General features: G+C 30.2%; 19 protein-coding genes. 12 read left to right on the forward strand and 7 right to left on the reverse strand.

Going from position 1 to position 20792, the window contains the following annotated elements; genetic code table 11:
• Positions 1-21: 21 nt before the first annotated feature.
• Both ASC44_RS01190 and ASC44_RS01195 read right to left on the reverse strand, forming a co-directional pair.
• Complete coding sequence (locus ASC44_RS01190) at positions 22-237, reverse strand: hypothetical protein (RefSeq protein ID WP_055445801.1); 216 nt, start codon at positions 235-237, stop codon at positions 22-24.
• A gap of 42 nt (positions 238-279) precedes the next feature.
• A complete protein-coding gene (locus tag ASC44_RS01195) occupies positions 280-1059 on the reverse strand; it encodes an MBL fold metallo-hydrolase (protein ID WP_055445802.1) in 780 nt (259 codons plus the stop codon).
• A gap of 178 nt (positions 1060-1237) precedes the next feature.
• Between ASC44_RS01195 and ASC44_RS01200 the strand changes: the two genes are divergently transcribed.
• From ASC44_RS01200 to ASC44_RS01245, 10 genes are all read left to right on the forward strand, one after another.
• The gene (locus ASC44_RS01200) at positions 1238-2581 is read left to right on the forward strand and encodes a coiled-coil domain-containing protein (RefSeq protein WP_055445803.1); all 1344 of its coding nucleotides are present in this window, start codon (positions 1238-1240) and stop codon (positions 2579-2581) included.
• Between the two features lie 284 nt (positions 2582-2865).
• Entirely contained in the window at positions 2866-3927 is a 1062-nt protein-coding gene (locus ASC44_RS01205; RefSeq protein WP_055445804.1) for a hypothetical protein, read from the forward strand.
• Positions 3928-3989: 62 nt separating this feature from the next.
• Positions 3990-5000, forward strand: a complete 1011-nt coding sequence (locus ASC44_RS01210) for a hypothetical protein (RefSeq protein WP_055445805.1) — start codon at positions 3990-3992, stop codon at positions 4998-5000.
• Positions 4997-7354, forward strand: a complete 2358-nt coding sequence (locus tag ASC44_RS01215; protein ID WP_055445806.1) for a hypothetical protein — start codon at positions 4997-4999, stop codon at positions 7352-7354. Before ASC44_RS01210 ends, ASC44_RS01215 begins: the two co-directional genes overlap by 4 nt.
• 34 nt (positions 7355-7388) lie before the next feature.
• Complete coding sequence (locus ASC44_RS01220; protein WP_055445807.1) at positions 7389-9347, forward strand: AAA family ATPase; 1959 nt, start codon at positions 7389-7391, stop codon at positions 9345-9347.
• Positions 9348-9364: 17 nt separating this feature from the next.
• The gene (locus tag ASC44_RS01225; RefSeq protein ID WP_055445808.1) at positions 9365-9943 is read left to right on the forward strand and encodes an NUDIX domain-containing protein; all 579 of its coding nucleotides are present in this window, start codon (positions 9365-9367) and stop codon (positions 9941-9943) included.
• A 78-nt stretch (positions 9944-10021) separates the two neighbouring features.
• Entirely contained in the window at positions 10022-11257 is a 1236-nt protein-coding gene (locus ASC44_RS01230; protein WP_055445809.1) for a DUF6638 family protein, read from the forward strand.
• A gap of 129 nt (positions 11258-11386) precedes the next feature.
• Positions 11387-11908: a hypothetical protein gene (locus tag ASC44_RS01235; protein WP_055445810.1), complete on the forward strand. Its 522-nt coding sequence runs from the start codon at positions 11387-11389 to the stop codon at positions 11906-11908.
• Between the two features lie 244 nt (positions 11909-12152).
• Entirely contained in the window at positions 12153-13895 is a 1743-nt protein-coding gene (locus ASC44_RS01240; RefSeq protein ID WP_055445811.1) for a hypothetical protein, read from the forward strand.
• 94 nt (positions 13896-13989) lie between these two features.
• Positions 13990-15042, forward strand: a complete 1053-nt coding sequence (locus tag ASC44_RS01245; protein ID WP_083476216.1) for a T9SS type A sorting domain-containing protein — start codon at positions 13990-13992, stop codon at positions 15040-15042.
• Positions 15043-15425: 383 nt separating this feature from the next.
• On the opposite strand, the gene ASC44_RS01250 is transcribed toward ASC44_RS01245, so the two are convergent.
• Genes ASC44_RS01250 through ASC44_RS01260 form a run of 3 tightly spaced genes read right to left on the reverse strand, consistent with a single transcriptional unit; the run spans position 15426 to position 17195 of the window.
• Positions 15426-15893: a GNAT family N-acetyltransferase gene (locus ASC44_RS01250; RefSeq protein WP_055445813.1), complete on the reverse strand. Its 468-nt coding sequence runs from the start codon at positions 15891-15893 to the stop codon at positions 15426-15428.
• Between the two features lies 1 nt (position 15894).
• Entirely contained in the window at positions 15895-16188 is a 294-nt protein-coding gene (locus ASC44_RS01255; protein WP_055445814.1) for a hypothetical protein, read from the reverse strand.
• Positions 16189-16190: 2 nt separating this feature from the next.
• Positions 16191-17195, reverse strand: a complete 1005-nt coding sequence (locus tag ASC44_RS01260) for a formimidoylglutamase (RefSeq protein WP_241491386.1) — start codon at positions 17193-17195, stop codon at positions 16191-16193.
• A 125-nt stretch (positions 17196-17320) separates the two neighbouring features.
• On the opposite strand from ASC44_RS01260, the gene ASC44_RS01265 reads away from it, so the two are divergent.
• On the forward strand, positions 17321-18208 hold the full coding sequence (locus tag ASC44_RS01265) for a coiled-coil domain-containing protein (protein ID WP_055445816.1): 888 nt from the start codon (positions 17321-17323) through the stop codon (positions 18206-18208).
• 188 nt (positions 18209-18396) lie between these two features.
• Here the strand turns inward: ASC44_RS01265 and hutI are convergent, their stop codons facing one another.
• Together hutI and ASC44_RS01275 are read right to left on the reverse strand one after the other, a co-directional pair.
• Positions 18397-19632, reverse strand: a complete 1236-nt coding sequence (gene hutI / locus ASC44_RS01270) for an imidazolonepropionase (protein WP_055445817.1) — start codon at positions 19630-19632, stop codon at positions 18397-18399.
• 1 nt (position 19633) lies between these two features.
• Entirely contained in the window at positions 19634-19918 is a 285-nt protein-coding gene (locus ASC44_RS01275) for a hypothetical protein (RefSeq protein WP_055445818.1), read from the reverse strand.
• Between the two features lie 177 nt (positions 19919-20095).
• On the opposite strand from ASC44_RS01275, the gene ASC44_RS01280 reads away from it, so the two are divergent.
• Positions 20096-20674, forward strand: coding sequence for a Crp/Fnr family transcriptional regulator (locus tag ASC44_RS01280; RefSeq protein WP_055445819.1), 579 nt, complete (start codon positions 20096-20098; stop codon positions 20672-20674).
• Positions 20675-20792: the final 118 nt, after the last annotated feature.

The following is a 20792-nucleotide window of genomic DNA, read 5'->3' on the forward strand; positions in this document are numbered from 1 at the left end:
CTTTTTTTATGCTTTTAAAATTTATTTTTGATACAAATGTCCATCGGTAAAATCGTTATACTCAACGTTGTTCTTTTGTTTATCATCCATTTCTTGTATCTTTTTATCTTGAGCCTCAAGAGCTTTTAAACCTTTAAAAAACTTAATTTCTTGCTTAAAAAGAGGGACGAAAAAAATAATAGCGACTACGACAACAAGTAAAATTATAGGAAATACTTCAATTAATGTTGTTGTCATGATTATTTTTCGCTTGATAATATCAAATATATAAATTACTAATTACTTTTTGCTAATATTTGGATACCAATTTAATTCGGTAACCTCAATAGCTTTTGAGTTCTCATTAATAATAGACTTAAATTTTTCAATATCACTATAGCCTTCAGTACCACGGTAATGATATGGGTAAACTTGCTTTGGTTTAAAATCTAGAACTGCTTTAGCTGCATTTTCAACTGTCATAGTATACGGTAAATTCATACAAATAAAAGCTTTGTCTATATTTTTAAGTTCACGCATTTCCGAAATGTCTTCAGTATCACCAGAAATATAAACACGTTCTTTTCCAAAAGTCAAAACATAACCATTTCCTCTGCCTTTAGGATGGTATTTTAAAGCTTCATCTCGTAAGTTATACATAGGTATAGCTTCCACAGAAAAAACATCATAATCCACTTTGCTACCATTAATCATAGCATTTGTATGCTTTCTAAAGTCTTTTGGAAGTAATTCGTAAACAGCCTCTGGCGCAATAATTTGAGCATTGTTTAAGCTTAAACCCTCTAAAGTCTTTAGGTGCATATGGTCACTATGTATATCTGTAATTAATACATAGTCGGCTTTTGGAAAACCTTCAAAAGCTTCTTTTCCACCTGTTGGATCTACATAAATAGTTTTTCCGTTATACTCTAAAACCATCGTAGCGTGCTCAATAGGTGTAATCTTTAATTGAGAAATAACAGATTCGTTATCAGGTGTGTTATCTAATATCGTTGTTTGTGTATCGTTTTTACAAGCTGAAATGCAGATGATTAAAGCAATAATAAGGTAGTGTTTCATTTCTATTTTAATTAAATTATAATTTTGGTTAAAGGTAATTTCTTTATTTCGTATAATAAAATTGTAACATTTAAATAAAAGTTACCACATATAAGTAGGTAATTTATTTTAAAAGTTAGATTTTTTAACGAAATTGCTTATTCAAAATAACGTACAACTTTAAAACACGATATATCCAATGGCTGATGATTTTGACTTATTAGAAACGAATTCTCAAGAGAAAACCGAAAAAGTAGATGTTAATTGGGGAAAAGCAATAGATACCATGAAATCTAAGCTAGCCCAAGAAGACGATCCCGAAAGTCGCCAGAAAATCCTTAACGCAACTTTAGACGATGTTGTGGATATGGCCGAAAAAGACAGATCAACACTTTTGGATGCGATTAAAGATTTAACAGACTATCAAGACGAAGTTGGTATTCTTTTCGAACGTTTTTCTTCACTTAACGAAAAGGAACAAAAAGTTATTGACGATGCTCAAAAAGCATTAGAACGTAAAAAAATAGAATTAGAAGATGCTCTAAACAAACCAGACACTTGGTGGAATAACCTTTGGGGAAGAAAAAGCAAAATTAAAGCAGCAGAAACGTCTCTAAAAGAAGCCGAGAAAGTACGTGCAGGTGCAGATAATAAAGCCAAGGCAATGTTTCAGGAACGTATTGAAAGTGCAGATATTCAAACACTTTTAAGCGAATTATCATACAAATCTCAAGCAGCTGTAACACGTTTAAAAAACCGTGAAGTAGAAATAAAAGAAGTAGAAGAGAAACTTAAAGATGCTATTGTAGAGGCTTCTAAAAACCATACAAAAGCATTAGAGAAAAAGAAAGAGACAGAAGATAAGCTAGAAGAGCAATACGCTTTACTAAAACAAGCGCGTCAAGCACTAGAAGATGTTTCAGATAAGCAATCAGCAGAATATTCAGAAGCTTTATCTAAAGTAACAACATTAGAGCAAAAAGTAGAAGAATTAGAAGGTCTTAAAAATGCTTATACAACATTAGCAGCCTCAAAAGATAGTTTCGTACACAAGCATAACTTAACTATTAAAGTATTAACATCTTTACGTTCAAACTTACAAACGCATCGTGCAAAATTAAAGAGTGATACAGACGAGCGTCTTAAATATTACGACGGTTATGTTGTGGCATTAAAAGCAAGAACAGATCAAGAATTTGCTGCTATTTTAGAACATTTAGGTGTTAAAACCGATGAGCATATTGGTGCAACATTAGCGTCTATGCATACTGCAAGTGCTAAAGCAAGACAAGAAATGATGGATAATATTCCAGTTCACGAAAAAGTTATGCAAGGCGTTTATGGTAGTTACGCAGAGGCTTTACAAGAGATTAGAGCAAAAGATAGCGACATCCAAAAGAACTTTGCAGAGCGTTACGGTATCGACATGAAAGAAATGTTCGAAGACTATTACGCGGCAGATGCAAACGCACCTTCTGGTGAAGGTGATGCCGCTCCAGCTCCAAAAAAAGAAGAGTCTAGCGACGACGATTTATTAGGGTAATTGTCACGTCGAGTGATTTTTGAGGCACAAAAAAAATGTATCGAGAAGCATTATGACGTTTCCTACTTTTGCTTACAATAGCAAAAGTAGGTCAGGCTTTCCGCTATATCTTTTTGTAGAAAAAACAAAAAGGATGCCGCTACAATCCTTAACGCACGCACTCAAGTAAAACAATTATAAGAGTAAGTCATCCGTGAAAATCTGTAAAAATCCGTGTCTTTAAGTCAGGGATAATCACATAAAGAGTAGTTTAAATTAGTGTAATTCGTGTCAAAAGAAAAGAAATGTCATTAAATCACATAGTAACACCATTAGATTCTGCTGTTTTAGACAGTAAAGAACAATACGTGTTCTATCATAAAAAAGTAGATTTTGCCTTAAAAGAACTCATTACAAGTGTACAATTTAATAAGCTGTGTACAGAACATGAGATGACCTATTTTAAGCAATATTGCGATTTGCTGTTGTATTCCATAGAAGCCATGCGTGTAAAATACATGTACGACGAAGAGGATAACATGAAAATTGATGTAACAGAATCTGGTTTTCCAAATTATTTAGAGTTTCGTTATCTATATAACGACTTGTCATTAAGAGATAATTATTTAGACAAGTTAAAAGACGTTTCCGAATTACAAGAAGAATTCCTAACGCAGTTAATGCATAAAAAAGAGCCTATAAGACGCGATAAACTTTTTCAAGCAGCATCAATTGTTTACTATACATCTGTAGAACAAAAGTATATTTTTAATCGTTTTGTACAAGGTAAAATTATACAAGCAGCAGCAGGAAGCCAAGCAGAATATATGGTAAGTTGGAGCTTTTACGATGTGTCTTTAAACAGACCATTTGTGTGCTTTATGTATTTCTATTTCGACGGGAAAAATCCTGAAGACCAAAAAGAAGAAATTTACGAGGTTCTAAAAACCGTAGCAGATAGAAAAATGGCACTAGACACTATGGCTTATGGTATAGACAGACGCTTAAAAAACTTAAAACCAAAACACATAAAACGTATAGATTTAGGGCCATTTCATAATATTTTTGCCAAAGACGAAAACATTTTAACACACAGTATTTTAGAAAGTATTGCTAAAAAAGAGGTGCCTTTAGAATCTTATGCGCTATCCTTTAAAATAGACGAAGTATTTTCTGGTAGCGAATTTACCGAAGGTGGTTATTTTTCTAAACAAACATTACAAAAATGGAGCGATGTTGTAAAACAAAATTATGTATTTGCACCACATCGCATCATTCAATTATTATACAATAAGAATCCTGAAATTATGAACAAGCTGGCAAAACCACCTTTTCAAGTCGCAGATTTAAAAATGAAAAATATATAAAAAGTAGAGTAAATAAATCGATATGTATAAAATAAAAAACAGATAAGAATAGATAAAATTATATGAAAACAAAGACAACTTTTTCTATTTTATTTTTGTTTGTATTGTTTTTTTCTTGTCAAGAAAAAGCATCAAAAAAAGCGTCCTTTTACCATTGGAAAACAAAAGCAGTTTTTTCAAAACAATATGAAACAGCAATAAATATAGCACAATCCAATGCTATTTACTTACATTATTTTGATATAGAATCGACCCAAAAATCTAACTGGCAAAGCGATGGTGTTTTCCCAACATACGTTTTACAAGACGTTGCAAAACAGTATAAAGATTTTAAAATTATTCCTGTTGTTTTTATTTCAAATAAAATATTTAAAACTAAAGACTTAAATATCAATAGTTTGTCAAACAGAATTAAAACACTTATAAATCAAATAAGTCAAAAGCATTTTAATAAAAAAATAACAGAAATTCAAATAGATTGCGATTGGACAGAAAGCAGTAAAAACGCTTATTTTAAACTTTTAGAATCATTAAATACAGAGTATAGCATTAACGCAACCATTAGATTGCATCAAATAAAATTTAAAGATAAAACAGGAGTTCCGCCAGTACAAAGTGGTACGTTAATGGTCTACAATATTGGAGATTTAAAAGACCAAAAACAAAATTCAATTTTAGAAAACAACATAGTCAAACAGTATATTAATCCAGAATCAACTTACCCTTTAAAATTAAATATTGCTTTACCATTGTTTTCGCAAACGGTTGTGTTTAATAACGATAACCAAATAAAGCTAATTAAAGATTCAGATCGTTCAGTTTTAGAATCAGATTTTCATTTTAAAAAAGTAGATAAAACTAATTTTCAGGTTGTTAAAGACACACTTTATAAGGGTTTTTATTTAAGTAAAGGTTATAACTTGAAAATTGAAGAGTTAAATGAAACAGAAGTAATAAATTCATATAAAACAATTAAAGACAGTAAACTTGATGTTAATGAGCTAATTATTTATCATTTAGATCAAAACTCATTATCAAACATTAATCTAAAGTCAATGTTAAAACAATTATGAAAAGCACATTAAAATATCTTTTTGTACTAATTTCATTTAGTTTATTTGCTAAAATAGATAAAGGGAATGAAAACATGTTTTACTGTGGAGGTGGAGAATGGTATGACTGGATGCAATTTTATAACCTATTTGAGCAAACAAATATTTCTGCAGAAGCCTATTATCCTTTTTTAAGAGATGAAGATGATACTTTTTATGGAGAAGAAGACACATACTATAATGAAGATAGAACAATTGTTTACCCAAAAGGAAATATAAGCTTATGGAATACAATTTTAAAAGGCTGGACTAATCAAGAGGTAACAGATGCTATTTATAAATCGGACCATTTTGATTGGAGTAGTAAGACTACAGAATTAGAAAAAAGAGCAAAATTATATATTGATTTTGCTAAAAAATGTAGTACCAGTTTTAACTATAGAAACAATAGTAACTCATGGGATTACGATGTAATTTTAAAAGATAAAAGTATTGATAAAACGGAATTATTAACCGAATTAAATACACTACTTAAAACAGAAAAAAACCAACAGTTAAAAGCAAGATATTATTATCAGATTATTAGAATTCTCCATTACTCTAAATCATGGAATGAGGCTGTGCAATTTTATGAGTCAACTATTGAAGGTAAGTTACCTAAAAACGAAATTTACTATTATATAGTAGATCAAGTAGCAGGTTGTTACTATTCTATTAAAAAATATGATAAAGCTGCCTATTTGTTTACTAAAGTACTTAATAATAGTATTGATAGAAAAAAATCTGCGTACCTAAGTTTTAACTTTTGTTCTAATAAAAGTGCAGAAGGAAAATCTTTTTTTAAAAATATTGAAGACGAAAAAGATTTGTTACTTATTAAAAGTCTAAGAGGGTTTTCTGACGAAATTAATAATATAAATAAATTTATCAAACTTGATAATAATGATAATAGAGTAGAGTTATTGTTTATGCGTGCTTTAAGCAATGTAGAGCGTAATGTTTGGCCAAAACATATTGGTTTAGATAATAAAACACTTCCATATTTAGAAGAAGATAAAAAACGAGACAAACTATTGCTAATAGCAGAACAGCAAGCAAATGCAGCTAATATTAAAAACAAAGATTTTTGGAAAATATCAAGTTCTTATTTGTCTTTTATAAACAAGGATTTAGAAAAGGCAAAAATTAAATTAGCAGAAGTTAATTCGTTTTCCAATCAAAAAAAGGTACTGTCAATAATTTATGAGGTTTTTAGTTGGGATAGTATTAAGTCAAAGGATGAGGATTATATTTATAAAGTACTTAAAGACTACCCTATAAATGATACTAATGACTGGGTAAATGATTCAGAAAATGATGATTTCAGAAATTTTATTTTAGATAAAATTGCACATACTTATTATAAAAATGGTGAATTAGCAAAAGCTTTTTTGGTTCATAATAATTTAGATGTACTTGTTAATACAAGTTCATTACAACTTTTAAATGCCTTAAATGATTTTTATTATAAGCAAAACAAAAGCGCTTTTGAAACCCAATTACTAAACCAAGCTTCAGAGAACACAAATTTTATAGATTATATAAATGTTCAGAAAGGGATTTATTACTTATATAACGCAAACCCAGAACAAGCTGTAGTTTACTTTAATAAAAGTAGTAGCTATTTAAGTAATGCTTATATTCCGGATACTATTTTTAGTAATAATATTAAGGAATGTTTTGATTGTGAAGAGGAAAAAGTTATGGTCGATAAAGTGTATAAAGCCAAACTGTTTTCTTTTATAAAACCTAGCTTTACTAAAAAACAATTGGCAAGTAATTTACTAGAATTAATACAGTTAACTAAAGGCACTAAACAAAGCGAAGCTAAATTAGCAAACTATTTACTAGCAAACTACTATTATAACATCTCAAATACTGGCTATTACAGAGGTTTAATATCAGGTAGAAATTCTAATTGTTGTGATTATAATTATATAAGTTATGCAGATGATAATTATAGAGAAACTAAAGTAGGATCTGATGTAATACAAAAGCAATCGGGTTACAATTTGTATAATCTTACTAATTACGGAAAGCTTTATTTTGAGACTAGTAAAACAGCACACAAATATTATCAACAAACAATTGACATGTCTAACGATAATGAGTTAAATGCAAGATGTAGCTATTTAATTGCAAAATGCGAATTAAATAAATATTATAATGAAGGATCAAATGATGTTTACACAATGACGATAAGTAAATATTCTGACATAGAATTACCTAAAAGTAAAGGCTTTAAATTGCTTAAAGAAAATTATTCTGACACAGAATTTCATAAATTAATTATTAAAGAATGTAGCTATTATAAATATTATAGTTCAACATTTTAAATCAAGATATAGTAATATAGAATACTAAAAAAACATGGAACACAACTCAACTTTCCCAATAAAAAAGAATGAACTAGACATGCTTCGCGACGAAGCAAGTGGTTATCTTAAAAGTATACAATGGGAACAAGGAGCAAGAGCCAAAAATAAAGATAAAGACGCAAAAGACGAATCTATTTTATTGTATTTGTCAAGAGCAAATAATGGAAGTGGAGCTACAGAAATTACTTCGGTTTCTAAAACAATTTTAGCTTTAAAAAAGCGATTATTACCAGATTCTATCGCTATTCCTGTGCATTTAAACCAAACGCTTTTTGCTGTGCAAGAAGGTATTGCTTTAGGTATTTGGGTAAAAGATAGTTATTATGATGGTTCAGGATTATCAAACTTAAATGAGCGTAAATCTAGTTTAGATTCTAACGGAAAACGAGAATATGAAAGTAAGATGCATACCTCTACAGCATTTATGTTGTTTGCTATGGCTTACAATATTCTTCATAATTTAAAACCATTGGCATCAGACGATTTATCTGTTATGAAACAGAAATTCGCTGGCTTACCAGAAGTCTCTTTTATTACGCCTCTAAAAGGAATTGCTTGTAGTTTGTTTTATTACGATAAATATTTAGGGCATCCAGATATTGTAAAAACAGATAAAGACGTCATTGACTTTACGGTAGTATATTATGAAGCTTTAATAGCCGAAATTCAACTACGTAAAAGTAGCTTAGAATACACCGAAACTATTATAGATAGAACCTATAAACTAGAAAATAGTGAGTTTGCAATTTCAGGTTGGGATAATGTGTTTTCTGGAACTGCAAAAAGCATTGAATTTAATAAAATTAAGTTCGAGCAAATTGTAGGTAACAGAGATGCAAAACACTTTGCAAGACGTTTAACTGAGCGTATGCTGAGTTACGATTTCGAGGTAAAAAAGAATCCATTTCAAGAACTTGGTGGTTTCATGCCAGTTTTCATGGGTTATGGTATTCCAGGTACAGGAAAAAGTATGTTAATTGCAGCAATCGCTACACGATTAAAAGAACATGCAGATAATTTAGATATTCCGTTTTTATTTCATCCAATGCCAGATACTTTAATTAGTACCTTTCAAGGTGGATCTGCCGAAAAAATGGTAGAATGGATGAAGCCAATGCAAGATCCTTCAAAATTAATTTTTGCACCTATTGATGATGCAGAGAATAATTTACAAGAACGTACAGCACAAGGTGTATCAGCTGGTGTAAAAGAGGTTATAGGTGTTTTTCTTCGTTACACAGAAGGAGCTTACGCAGTAAATTATGGTAATAGTTCTATTGGATTATTTACCAATTTGCCAGAAATGTTAGATAAAGCGATAATCTCTCGCGTGCAAGGTCGTTTTAAAATTGATGGAGCACGAACAGAGCACGATTTCTTAGATCAAGATCATTTATGGTGGAGAAAATTGGAGAAAACAATGCCAGATTTCGTAAATATGTCAAGTCCAAAAGATTACGAATATCTAAAAGATCAAGGCTTAGCTAAAAACATGGGAGATATTTTGAATAGTGTCGAAAAACCAAGTGAAGTGAGAGTTTTAGAAGCTTATGACAAGGCCGAAAAATTGCATAGTACAAACGATCATTTATTCTACGCAGGCTTATATAAAGAGATTCAAAAAATATTTCCATTCTTCTCTTCTAGAGATGTTAGAAACATTCAATCTGCAATTTCGTTACGTTTAACAGATTTCGATTTAGAACAAGATTGGTTCGATAAACCTGAGGTTTACTTTAAGCAGAATTACGAAACAAAATTTAATATGCTTCAAGAACTAATGAAAGGAAATATGAAAGGTTTAAACTTTTCAGAGATTAGAAGACAAGAAGTTGTACGTTACTTAGATAACGTGGCAACCATTGCAGATACAGACTTTAAACGTAAAGTTGATGCAAAAGTAAACCAAATGAATATTGATTTAAAGGCAAGAGAAACGTTTGGTAATTAGAAAAAACTAAAATAGAAGTGACAAATAGAATAAAAAATATAGTAGACGAAACGTTGCATAAAGGATGGGCAAAGTTAAGTGAAATCGCATTCGATTATAAAATGAGCGCAGGTAATTGGGTTCATAAAAAAAGAGAATCTTACAATCGCGGTGATGGTGCTACAATTCTATTATATAATAAAAAAAAGAAGACGGTAATTTTAGTAAAACAATTTAGAATTTCTGCTTTTTTAAATGGTTGTAAACCAGGTTTTGTTATAGAATCATGTGCTGGAATGTTAGATGTAGATAGTCCTGAAAAGTGCATTATTAGGGAAACTGAAGAAGAAACGGGTTATAGAATAAAAGAAGTAAAGAAAATTTATGAAGCCTACTCTTCACCCGGAGCTTTAACCGAAAAACTATACTATTTTGTCGCAGAGTATACCGATGAAATGAAAGTAAGTAAAGGTGGTGGTTTAGAAAGTGAACAGGAAGATATTGAAGTTTTAGAAATGCCATTTAAAGAGGCATTTCAAAAAATTGAAACTGGAGAAATTATTGATGCAAAAACCATAATATTATTACAATATGCACAGATTAATAATTTAGTATAATTAATATTCTATTCTCAGTTTAAGGACTAAGAATCTCAATGAAATAAAATTAAAGATTACCGCTTTTGCGGAAACAAGATGCAAAAACTAAAAGAAGCAAATCTATACAGAAGCGAACTTATTCCAATTAGTGGAAAATTAGTAGAACGTTATAATAAATGCTTAGTAAAGCTTGGATTTATGCCAACTAAACTAAAAATATTTTCTATAGATGGAAAGGGATGGAGTCCAGAGATTGCTGAAGAAAAAAAGACTTTACATTATTTAAATAATGGTGAAGCAAATCCGCATGCTATAATAATTTCTCCTTTACAAAAAGGGAAACCTGTATATGTTCCGTTTCATACTTTCGATCGTGAAATGATGCAATATATTTTTAAAACTCACGAAGCAAAGATTAATAATATTACACGAGATAGCGCCATTTGCATAGATTTCGACCAAAATATTGATGCGTTTTACGAGCCTTTAGATGTTTTAAAATACGATACAGTAAATATTAGTTTTCATTTAATTGATAACTTAGATAATGTTAGAAAAGAACAATTAGATCTTATTCATAAATTTAAACAAGGCAATAATTTTATAGATGAAACATTACATGCTCAACTATTAAAATCGGCTATAACTTATGGCGATTTAAGGCATAGAGATTTAGAATTGCACGAACTTCAGTATACTACCAATTCCTTTTATACAAAGGCATTTGGAGGTGTTTATGTGCTAAGAGATTTTATAAAAGAAATTGTAGTTTTCGAGGATAAAAAATGGCATAAAGAAGCCATAAAAGATACAACGCACGACGTGTTGATTTATCATATTTTACAACCAGAATTAATGGATAAGTTAAGAGATCATGTTATTATAGAATGTGATCTTGAAGTTGAAGTAAAAACAGAACGATACGAGCGTATTAAAAAGTTTGTTTTTGCAGAGACTATAAAAAATCCGCAACATTCATTTATAGCTATTTTAAATGATAAAGTATTAACTAAGAGTTATTTAAATAAGTTGCCAATTGAAGATAGAAAACGAGTAATGAGTGTTGAGCGTTATCTTGAAAAACTTGAAGTTAGTAACGAATATAAAATTTCTGATATTGTAGATTTAAAGTTTTTTGAAGCGCTGCATAAACCACATTCGTCGTTAGACGCAAAACATCAAGATTTAATTTGGAAGCTATTAATTAATGTTTCTGCCAAAGATGTTTTATTTTTATACTGGTATGATAAAGAACAGTTTTATAAAACGTACGATACTTGGAATACTTCATTAAAGGAGTGGGTAATCCAGGAGATTAGTAATAATATCTAAATTTATTATAAAATAAATGTAGTTTTCAAATCCTTTGAAGTCAGGAATAAAAAACAGCAAATTAAAGATTAACTAGCAAGAGTATGAAACTTATAATTTCTAACTTGAAGCTTCAAACAAAGCAAAACTATGACAATAGAGATAATAATATTTATAGCCTCAATTCTTTTCGGAATTGTATTGTATTGGAGAGAATCTAAATCTAATAAAGTATATAGTTTTTTTAATAAATTATTTTATTCAAAAGAACTTCAAATTAAGACAGGAAGTAAAAAAGGCTTTCTATACCAGCAATCATTCTTAATGCGTTTGGTTTATATTGGTGTTTTGTTTTTATTAGGAATAATAATACTTAGGTTTATTATACCAATAGATGTTTATACAATACAATTATTTGTAGCAAGTATTTCGGGTACTTTAGTTGGAACTTATTTAGCAAATTTCGTCTTTAAATCGTCTGAAGTATTAGACGAAAAAGGAGACTCTTTAGTAGATGCTGTAAAAGATACTGTAGAAAAAGGAAAAGATTTTATAAAAGATCTAGAAACAAAAGATACTGAAGCGATACAAGAAGCAAAAAAAGAAATTAAAGAACCAGAAGCACCAAAGAAGAGTGCTAGACAAAGGTTAAAGGATAAAGGGCATTTGTAGATTAGTTAAAAGAGAGAAGAATTAAGAGTGAAGAGTGAAGAGTAAGTTGAACATTAGCAATTAAATTCGTAAAATAATAGTAGCAACCAACACATGAGTAATCACGAACAATCTGTGAAAATCAGTGTAATCTGTGTCAAAGAAAACAAGAGTAATCACGTAAGATAAGTGAAAATTTGTGTCATTCGTGGAAAAAAAATATAAGTTTAATTAAAAAGAGATTCCTGCCTACGCAGGAAATGTTATGATAAAAAATTACTGGAATAAAGGAGGGAAACAAAAGCGAATAGTAATTGTTTTAAGTTTAATAATAATTGGATTATTATTTTTTATGCGAGATGATTACCAACCAGCTTTACTGTTTGTAAGAAAATTTATATTCATAATATTACTTTGTGTTATAGTACTTTTCTTTGGGTTAAGAACTTTTAGAAAGCAAGCGTCTACAGGGAAACGTATTTTTATGCTTGCAATTATGGGAGTGTTTTTTGGAGCCTTATATTTTGTGGGATGGAAAATGGAATTATACGACTATATGAAAACGTATAATGTCTTCAACGATTTAAATAAGGTTAATATTTCTGAATTACCATTAACACAAAATGAACGCATTCAGCCATTAAAAAATATTCATTCTATGGGAAATGAAAGTGTTGGTGAAACAAAAGATGTTTCATTACCACATTTAGTTCGCGTAGATGGAGAAAATAAATGGACAATGGCAATTCAACCTACCGAAAAATATTATTGGCAAGGAATGCGAGATAATACCGAAGAGGTGTTTTCTGTATCGAGTACAACGCCATTTCCACGCTTTTCTAACGAGAATAGAATTCCTGTAACATTCTCCATTGGTGAGTCTCTAAAATTTAGTAGAAACACATACAATGCGGTTGTACAACGTTTTAATCCTTGGATGCTTGTTAATTACGAACCAAGCGATACGTTTTACATGAAAAATGATACAGGACAATGGGTAGAAGTAGTTAGTTTAATAAAATGGAAAGGGTTCTTTTTTCCTTATCCTTCTTTTGGAGGTGTTATGCTTATAGAAAATGGTGAACACGATGCTAACGATTATTTAGAACGTATTACTATTGGAAAAGGAAAATATATAGCTCCAGACGAAATGAAAAACTTTCCTTTTCTAACCAAGCAAAATACATTAGCAGAAAAAATATCGCGCTTACAGGCAGAATCTTTAAAGTTCTTAGGTGGGTTTAGCGATCCATTACCTTGGAATATGGAGACAGCTGTTAAGATTCCAGATTTAGCAGATGACCAAAACCAACAACCATTCGTAACCGATTTTAATTTTGAAGATACAAAAATAGGTGCTTACAGTGGTTTATACCATTGGTTTGGTTTAGAACCAGTAGGAGATGAGCGCACAAGTTTAACGTATAGTGTTTTTGTACCTGCAGATGGAACAGATAAATTATATTACTACGATCATGCAGCAAAAAAACAAGGTTATGCGGGCGTTTCTGCAATGCCTTTAAAAGTAATAGAATCTCGTAAAGAATTCGATTGGTCTGTAAATAAGCCTGTAGAGTTTAGACCATATATAAAGGATATTGCGGGACGTAGAAGACTCTTTTTTATAGGAACAATTTCTGCAATAAGAGAAGGTTCAGATAACTTTGATGGTGCTGCAACTCCAGATTTAGCTATAATTGATAGCGAATATAGAGATGTAGTTTGGATAGATGTTAAACACCCAAGTGGTTGGGAAAAAGAGATTTATAACCAATTAAGCGAAGCTTGGCGTTCTAGCGAAGGTATTGGAGATTATTTTGTCGAGGATACAAAAATTATTGATGTAGTTGGAGATAGCTTAAACGGAATAAACATTAAACCTTTTGAAGAAAAAACAGATGATGACCTATCTATAGAAACACTACAGCATAAAATAGATTCAATTAAAAAACTTGAAGAAATTAAACATTTAAAACGTGAGTTAGACTCGTTGAAGCGTTTGAAATAAAGACTTCAATTTAAATATATTAGATAAAGTAATAATAATTAACTAGTTTTGCATTCGCTATTTACTAAATTATTACCAAATCTAACTTACTATTATGAAATCTACTTTTACTTTTGCATCGATTTTGATGCTTTTTGTTATGTCTTTAACTGCGCAAACAACTGTTGTAACAACAGGTACTGCAGATCCATACAGATTAGCACTTTCAGGAGATAATTTATTTGTATCAGAATTTAATAACGGACTAATATCTGTTATAGATGTTACAGCTCCATTTCCAACAACTAAGTCTAACGTTATTTTTGGATTAACTAACCCAATGGGTTTAGCTATTAAAGATAATTTTCTATACATAGCTGAATCTGGTGCTAACAAAATTTCTAAATTTGATATTACGTTGTCTTCACCTGTATTAATAGATGTTGTTACAGGTTTAAATCAACCTTCAGGTTTAACATTTGTTGGAAATGATTTATACTTTGCCGAATTAGGAGTAAATAGTATTTCTAAATTAGATGTAACTATGGTTTCTCCAACAGTATCTTTAGTTAAATCAGGACTTTCTGCTCCATTCGATATAGAGCGTGTTGCAAATGAGTTGTTTATAGCAGAGTCTGGTGCTAATAAAGTGTCTAAAATAGATATTTCTACTCCTGCTTATGTAAAGACAGATGTAGTTACTACAGGCTTAAATTATCCAGTAGCTTTATCTTTAAATGGAAACAATTTATATATTGCTGAATACATTGGAGATGAAATTTCAAAAATAGATATTTCTAGTGGGAGTCCAGAAGCTACTGTTGTAACTGCAGTAACTACACCAAACGGCTTGGTAGCAAGTGTGAGTGGTTTATATATAGCTGAATTTGATACTAACAGAATTTCAAAATATGAATTTCCAACTTTAGCTACAAGTAGCTTTAATCTTCAATCAAGTTTTAGAGTGTATCCAAATCCTTCACGTGATTTTATTAGCGTTTCTGGATTAATTAACACAACAAACTATGCTATTTATAATAGTTTGGGTGCAGAAATATTGAAAGGGAAAATTTCTAAAAATGAAAAAATAGATGTTAAAAATCTAAGTAGCGATCTGTATTTTTTGAGTTTAAATAGTGGTCATTCCTTTAAATTTTTAAAGCAATAAGCTAAAATAAATTATATAAAAAAAGCACTAAAGTTCTCTTTAGTGCTTTTTTTTTACCAATAATATTAGTTAAAACAGCCTTGTCTATAAAGCAGTATTATGAATGTTTACATGGGTTTTGGTATGTAAAGTTGAATTTATAAGTATAAAAAAGAAGCCTTTTCTAAACACATAAAAGTGTTAATACATTAGGCATTGAGCTTATTTGCTAGAGTATATAAATTGTAGCTATCTTTAAAGAATAATAAAAACCAAATACAGTTTTAATATGGTTTGTTACACTCTTTTTTCTAATTCTAGGTGTTCTTACTTTTAATAAGATTTTAAATATAACTAACTTGGTAAGAATGTTTTTGTGAGAATAGCGGCTTTAGGTTTATAACTTACCTAAAAAAATACTCCATCTTTATATCGCAACGTTGGTAAAGACAATTATCCTCAACATCAATTTCTACAAACCCGAATTTTCTATATAAATAGATTGCATTTTCGAGCTTCGTACTAGAATAGAGTAGTAGTCTGTTAAATTCTTTTCTTTTTGCAAAAGCTATACAATGTTCCAGCAATTGCTGACCAATTTTTAATCCTCTATGCTCTGGTGAAACTGCCATTTTTGTTAGTTCGTAAGCGTTTTGTTTAGGCAATGGCATTAAAGCGTAAGTGCCAACTATAGTATTGTTTAATTTAGCAAAAAAGATGAATCCTCCTGTATTAATAATGTACTTTTCTGGATTAGAAAGCACTTCTTCATCATAAGGTTCTACATAAAAAAAGGTTTTTAGCCATTCTATATTTAGGTTGTAAAAATCTTGAGAATACTTATTGTTGTATGGGATAATTTCTAAACTCATTTTAGCTAGAATAAGAATTTGCAATTAATAGCATCGCCATTGTTATTAAGGATATAAATAGGGTTAAAATGTAAGTAGATTGATTGTTGTTTTTCTTTCGCAAGCTATCGATAAATGCCCAAATTGGTATAAAAACAAGTCCTAACAGTGCAGGAATAGTTAGTAATTGACCAATGACCATAATAAATTGGTATTCTAATTTAAAATAGTAAGCTAAAAGTATTAAACAGAAATATAGGAATATTACAATAGTTACAATAAGCCTAATTTTTTCTAATTTGAGTCTATTTTCCATAATTAATTACTATTAGCTCTAATAAAATCTGTTATTAAATATGTAATAAATTTACCTACTTGAGAGGCTGTCTTTTTTGTTGGTGCAGCTTCACAAATATGAAGATATTGTACGGATGGATTACTACCAAAAAAGTGAACGAATTGTCGTGCTTGATTTACTGAAAAGCCAGAAGGCGTTTGTGCGCTACTTGGTATATTTGCAATAGCATCGCAATCTATCTCTATACCAAAAGTACCTTTAGAAATATATCTTAAGGCTTCTTTCATTTCATACTTAAATTCTAAGGTTTTTTCAACTTCAATAGCTTCAAATGTATTATATTTTATGCTGTTGTCAGCGTTTAAGGTGTCGTTTAAAATACTCTGTGACGTGTAGTTTTTATGAATTCCGAAGATAAAATAGCGATTCAGGAATCCTTCCGCGAAAGCGTAACTAAAACCATTTCCACTATGCCTGCCTTCGAGTGCTCGAAAATCTGTATGGGCGTCTAAATTAACAACGTTTATTTTCTTGTTTAAAGCTAAGGATGTTCCTTTTATATTACCGTAAGCGTTGTTGTGTCCTCCTCCAATTACAATTGGAATTTTACCTGCTTTAACAATATTGTAAATTAGATTACTTACCTCTTTATCTATCTCAGAGACTAAGGCTCTAGCTTTTTTTATGTGTTTTACATTGTTTTGATCCCATTTTGATAGCTGTTCTTGTTCTTCGGAAAAGTCTAAATGACCTAATACACACAATTGTGTTGCTTGATTTAGCGTGCTATTTTGTGTATTTAACAAAACTTTAATGGTTGCATCCCAAGCATTGCAAGCTCCTGATTTACCGTGATTTGCAAAAACGCCAACATCTTCAGGTAAACCAATTAATACATACTTAACGTCTAAATTTATTAAGTCGTCGTATATATTTGTAATTGATGGTAGTACAATTATTTGTTCTCCAAACTTAGACTCACCAGAGCGTGTAACAACACTTTCTTCGATTTTAGATTTGGACATTAAAACAAGTTTACTCATAACATATAAATGCGTTTAAAAAACTAAAATTAATGTTTTAAAAGTAAATAAAATGTATTCTAGCAAATAAAAAGAAATATATTTGAACCCTTAAAAACAAAACAATTATGGCAAACAACACAGTAAGCACAGGTTTAAAAGTTGCTTTAGGAATCGCACTCGCTTTATTTATTGGATTAGGCGTATTTTCATCTTCTTTATATAAAGAGAAGCAAGAAAATGAAAAAGTTTTAATTAGTGAAAAAACGAAAGTTTTAAACGAATTAAACCAAATGGCAACGCAGTATGATGTTGCAATGAGTGAAAATAGTGTTGTTAATCAGAATTTAGTAGATGCTAAAGAACGCATTGGAGGTTTAATAGAATCTTTAGAAGCGTCTGAAACTAATTTAAAGAGCCTATGGAAATACAAAAAGAAGTATTTAGCATTGCAAGATGAAATGAATTATATTTTATCTGAGAATGATAAACTTAAAGTTGAAAACCAAATGCTTGCTACAACTTTAGATAGTACTAAAGTTCAATTGGTAGAGCGTGTTATGTTTACAGACTCGCTTTTAGTACAAAATACTGCTTTAGCAGATGTTGTTGAGAGTGCCGCAATATTATCGGCAAATAGTATGAAGGCTTTTGGTGTTTTAGAACGTTCTTCTGGAAAACAAATACCAATGGAAAAGGCGAGCCGTAGTGATAAAATTAAAATATGTTTTACAGTAGCTAAAAATAAATTAGTAGAATCTGGAGATAAAGAATTGTTTGTTCAAGTTATCGATCCTAAAAACAATATTTTAGGTTCTAACGAACAGGTTATGTTTGGTGAGGAAGCTTTAAATTATAGTTTAATTAGTAAGTTTAATTACGAAAACCAAAGCTTACCAATTTGTGAGTATATTGCGAAGAAAGATAAGAAGGATGATTTTGAAAAAGGAACGTATAAAGTTAATGTTTTTAACGGTAAAGAGTTAATTACAAGTACGCAGTTCTCAATGAGATAAGATTAACTATTTAGAATATAAAAAAAAGCTTGAAAATTTAAATTTTCAGGCTTTTTTATGTGTTTAATTCAGTAATATAAAGTTCTTGTAATTTATTTAAATAGTATTTCTAGTAATTTTTAATGTTGTTAGAAAGTGAATTAGCTTTATAAATTGTGGCGCATTACAAGTTACCTTCAGTATTAAAATTAAATTTGGGCGCCGTTAATTATTACTTGATCAATATTGTTTTCTCCAAATGCATAAGGTAAGTAGTTGTAACTAGGCACATTTTTAGTGATGATTATATTTGCTTTTTTACCTTTTGTAATGCTGCCATATTGATTGCTAATTCCCATGGCATAAGCGCCATTTAATGTTGCCGCGTTTATGGCTTCCTCTGGTGTTAATTTCATTTTTATACAAGCAGTACTTACTACAAAGTTCATGTTTCCAGATGGCGTAGAGCCAGGATTATAGTCTGTTGCTAGGGCTAAAGGTAGGCCTGCATCAATAATTTGTCTTCCTGGTGTATATGGAATACTTAAAAAGTAAGAACAAGATGGTAGAGCCACTGGCATTGTATCGCTACCTTTTAGAGCATTAATATCGTCTGGGCTTAATTGTTCTAAATGATCTACACTTATGGCCTTATGTTTTACAGCTAAAGCAACGCCTCCAAAAGCATTAAATTGATTAACATGTATTTTAGGTGTTAAATGATACTCTTTTGCGGCTTCAAGAATTTGCTCGGTATCCTCTAAAGAAAAGTAACCTTTTTCGCAAAAAACATCTACGTAATCTGCTAAATTATCTTTTGCAATTTTAGGTATCATGTCTTTGATAATAAGATCTAAGTAGCCTTGTTTATTATCCTTAAATTCTTTTGGGAAAGCATGTGCACCAAGAAAGGTTGCTTTTATCTTTATAGGAAACTCCTTTTTTATGCGTTTTATAACACGAAGCATTTTTATTTCGGATGCTGTAGTTAAGCCGTATCCAGACTTTATTTCTAAAGCTCCAGAACCTAATTGCATTACTTTTTTAACGCGAGCAATAGATTGTTGATATAAATCTTCTTCGGTAGTGTTTTTAAGCGTTTTTGCGCTATTTAAAATACCACCACCTCTGTTCGCTATCTCTTCGTAAGATAATCCGTTAATTCTATCTACAAACTCTTGTTCTCGATTTCCAGCGTACACAATGTGTGTGTGTGAATCACACCAGGTTGGTAGCACTATTTTTCCAGTAGCATCAATAACTTTATCTACATTTTCATATTTGCAGTTTTCCATAATACCAAAATCTACAATAGTATCATGCTCGATAAATACATATGCGTTTTTAAGAGAAGGAAGTGTTTTCATTTCTTGCCCAGAAACTTTTAAAACATCATGTGCTCTAATTTGTAATAATTCTTTTATGTTTTTTATTAATAAAGACATGTTAAAGTGTTTGTGAGTAATCGGTTATATAAAGATTATAAGCAGCAATGCACATAAATACTATACCAAGGAGGCTAATAATCCAATTGTACCTTTTTATAAATAGACGTGATATAAAATAGAGTAGAAGCGTGGTAATACCAATAAAAGCAGGAACCCATTTTAGTATAATTGATGCTATTCCAGTACCGGAATAATTTGCTGTAAACGAAATAGATAGTGTAATTATTTCAACAATAATTATGGCTATAATGTTGTTTTTAGGATTGTTTAAAAGCTTAATCATAATTCAAATATAGATAAAATGGATAAGGTTGAACAATAAAGTTCTGTTAGTTTTATATCGTTTAATGTGCAATTTATAGCGAAAATATAGTTTTAGTTTCTTAATAATTAATTACATTCCCAAAGTAAATGTGTAATTGAAATATAGTGTGCTACTTATATTTCGTAAAAAATATGTATGAAACCATACTATAAAGAAGCTTTTGATTTTATCAATACATTTCAGCCTGTACCTAAACCGGTATATGATACTTTGTATAAAATAGCAAGTTATAAAGAAATTAAGCAAGGTGAAAAACTTCTTGATTTAGGCGTAGTGCCGCAAAAAATTTATTTTATAGCTAGCGGTGTTATTCGTTCTTATATTTTGCTTACTAGTGGAAAAGAAGTCACCACAGCTTTATATAATCCATTAATGTTTTTTGCTTCTTTTAGAGCTTTGTTAAAAAAAGAACCTACTAATTTAATTTTTGAGGCATTAACAGATTGTCATGTTTTTGAAATTGATTTCGGTGTGTTTTATAATTTATGTAAAAAGGATATTAATTTAATGACACTTTATAGTAAGTTTTTAGGATACTTAATTTTAAGAAGTGAAGCACGATTTATAGAAATGTCTTCGAATGATGCAAAAGAGCGATACCTTTTACTAAGAGAACGTATTCCTAATTTAGATAATACTATTGCACAGTATCAAATTGCTTCAAGTTTGGGTATTACACCAGTGCAATTAAGTAGGATAAGGGCAAAACTTTAACGTTATTAACCTATGTTAATGGTTGTTATGATTCATTGTTTTAAACTTGCATCAGATTAAAATATTTCCCTATATAATAACTAACTAGCTACAAAGCAAAAAACCGATTAGTATAACA

The sequence above is a fragment of the Lacinutrix mariniflava genome (assembly GCF_001418015.1).
In the GTDB taxonomy this organism is placed as follows: Bacteria; Bacteroidota; Bacteroidia; order Flavobacteriales; family Flavobacteriaceae; genus Lacinutrix; species Lacinutrix mariniflava.

Bases quoted from the DNA above. Each gene is read 5' to 3' on its own strand.
- ASC44_RS01240 (WP_055445811.1), top strand. From the start codon at position 12,153: ATGATAAAAAATTACTGGAATAAAGGAGGGAAACAAAAGCGAATAGTA.
- ASC44_RS01210 (WP_055445805.1), top strand. From the start codon at position 3,990: ATGAAAACAAAGACAACTTTTTCTATTTTATTTTTGTTTGTATTGTTT.
- ASC44_RS01200 (WP_055445803.1), top strand. From the start codon at position 1,238: ATGGCTGATGATTTTGACTTATTAGAAACGAATTCTCAAGAGAAAACC.
- ASC44_RS01205 (WP_055445804.1), top strand. From the start codon at position 2,866: ATGTCATTAAATCACATAGTAACACCATTAGATTCTGCTGTTTTAGAC.
- ASC44_RS01280 (WP_055445819.1), top strand. From the start codon at position 20,096: ATGAAACCATACTATAAAGAAGCTTTTGATTTTATCAATACATTTCAG.
- ASC44_RS01245 (WP_083476216.1), top strand. From the start codon at position 13,990: ATGAAATCTACTTTTACTTTTGCATCGATTTTGATGCTTTTTGTTATG.
- ASC44_RS01235 (WP_055445810.1), top strand. From the start codon at position 11,387: ATGACAATAGAGATAATAATATTTATAGCCTCAATTCTTTTCGGAATT.
- ASC44_RS01265 (WP_055445816.1), top strand. From the start codon at position 17,321: ATGGCAAACAACACAGTAAGCACAGGTTTAAAAGTTGCTTTAGGAATC.
- hutI (WP_055445817.1), bottom strand. From the start codon at position 19,632: ATGTCTTTATTAATAAAAAACATAAAAGAATTATTACAAATTAGAGCA.
- ASC44_RS01260 (WP_241491386.1), bottom strand. From the start codon at position 17,195: ATGTCCAAATCTAAAATCGAAGAAAGTGTTGTTACACGCTCTGGTGAG.
- ASC44_RS01220 (WP_055445807.1), top strand. From the start codon at position 7,389: ATGGAACACAACTCAACTTTCCCAATAAAAAAGAATGAACTAGACATG.
- ASC44_RS01195 (WP_055445802.1), bottom strand. From the start codon at position 1,059: ATGAAACACTACCTTATTATTGCTTTAATCATCTGCATTTCAGCTTGT.
- ASC44_RS01255 (WP_055445814.1), bottom strand. From the start codon at position 16,188: ATGGAAAATAGACTCAAATTAGAAAAAATTAGGCTTATTGTAACTATT.
- ASC44_RS01275 (WP_055445818.1), bottom strand. From the start codon at position 19,918: ATGATTAAGCTTTTAAACAATCCTAAAAACAACATTATAGCCATAATT.
- ASC44_RS01230 (WP_055445809.1), top strand. From the start codon at position 10,022: ATGCAAAAACTAAAAGAAGCAAATCTATACAGAAGCGAACTTATTCCA.
- ASC44_RS01190 (WP_055445801.1), bottom strand. From the start codon at position 237: ATGACAACAACATTAATTGAAGTATTTCCTATAATTTTACTTGTTGTC.
- ASC44_RS01215 (WP_055445806.1), top strand. From the start codon at position 4,997: ATGAAAAGCACATTAAAATATCTTTTTGTACTAATTTCATTTAGTTTA.
- ASC44_RS01250 (WP_055445813.1), bottom strand. From the start codon at position 15,893: ATGAGTTTAGAAATTATCCCATACAACAATAAGTATTCTCAAGATTTT.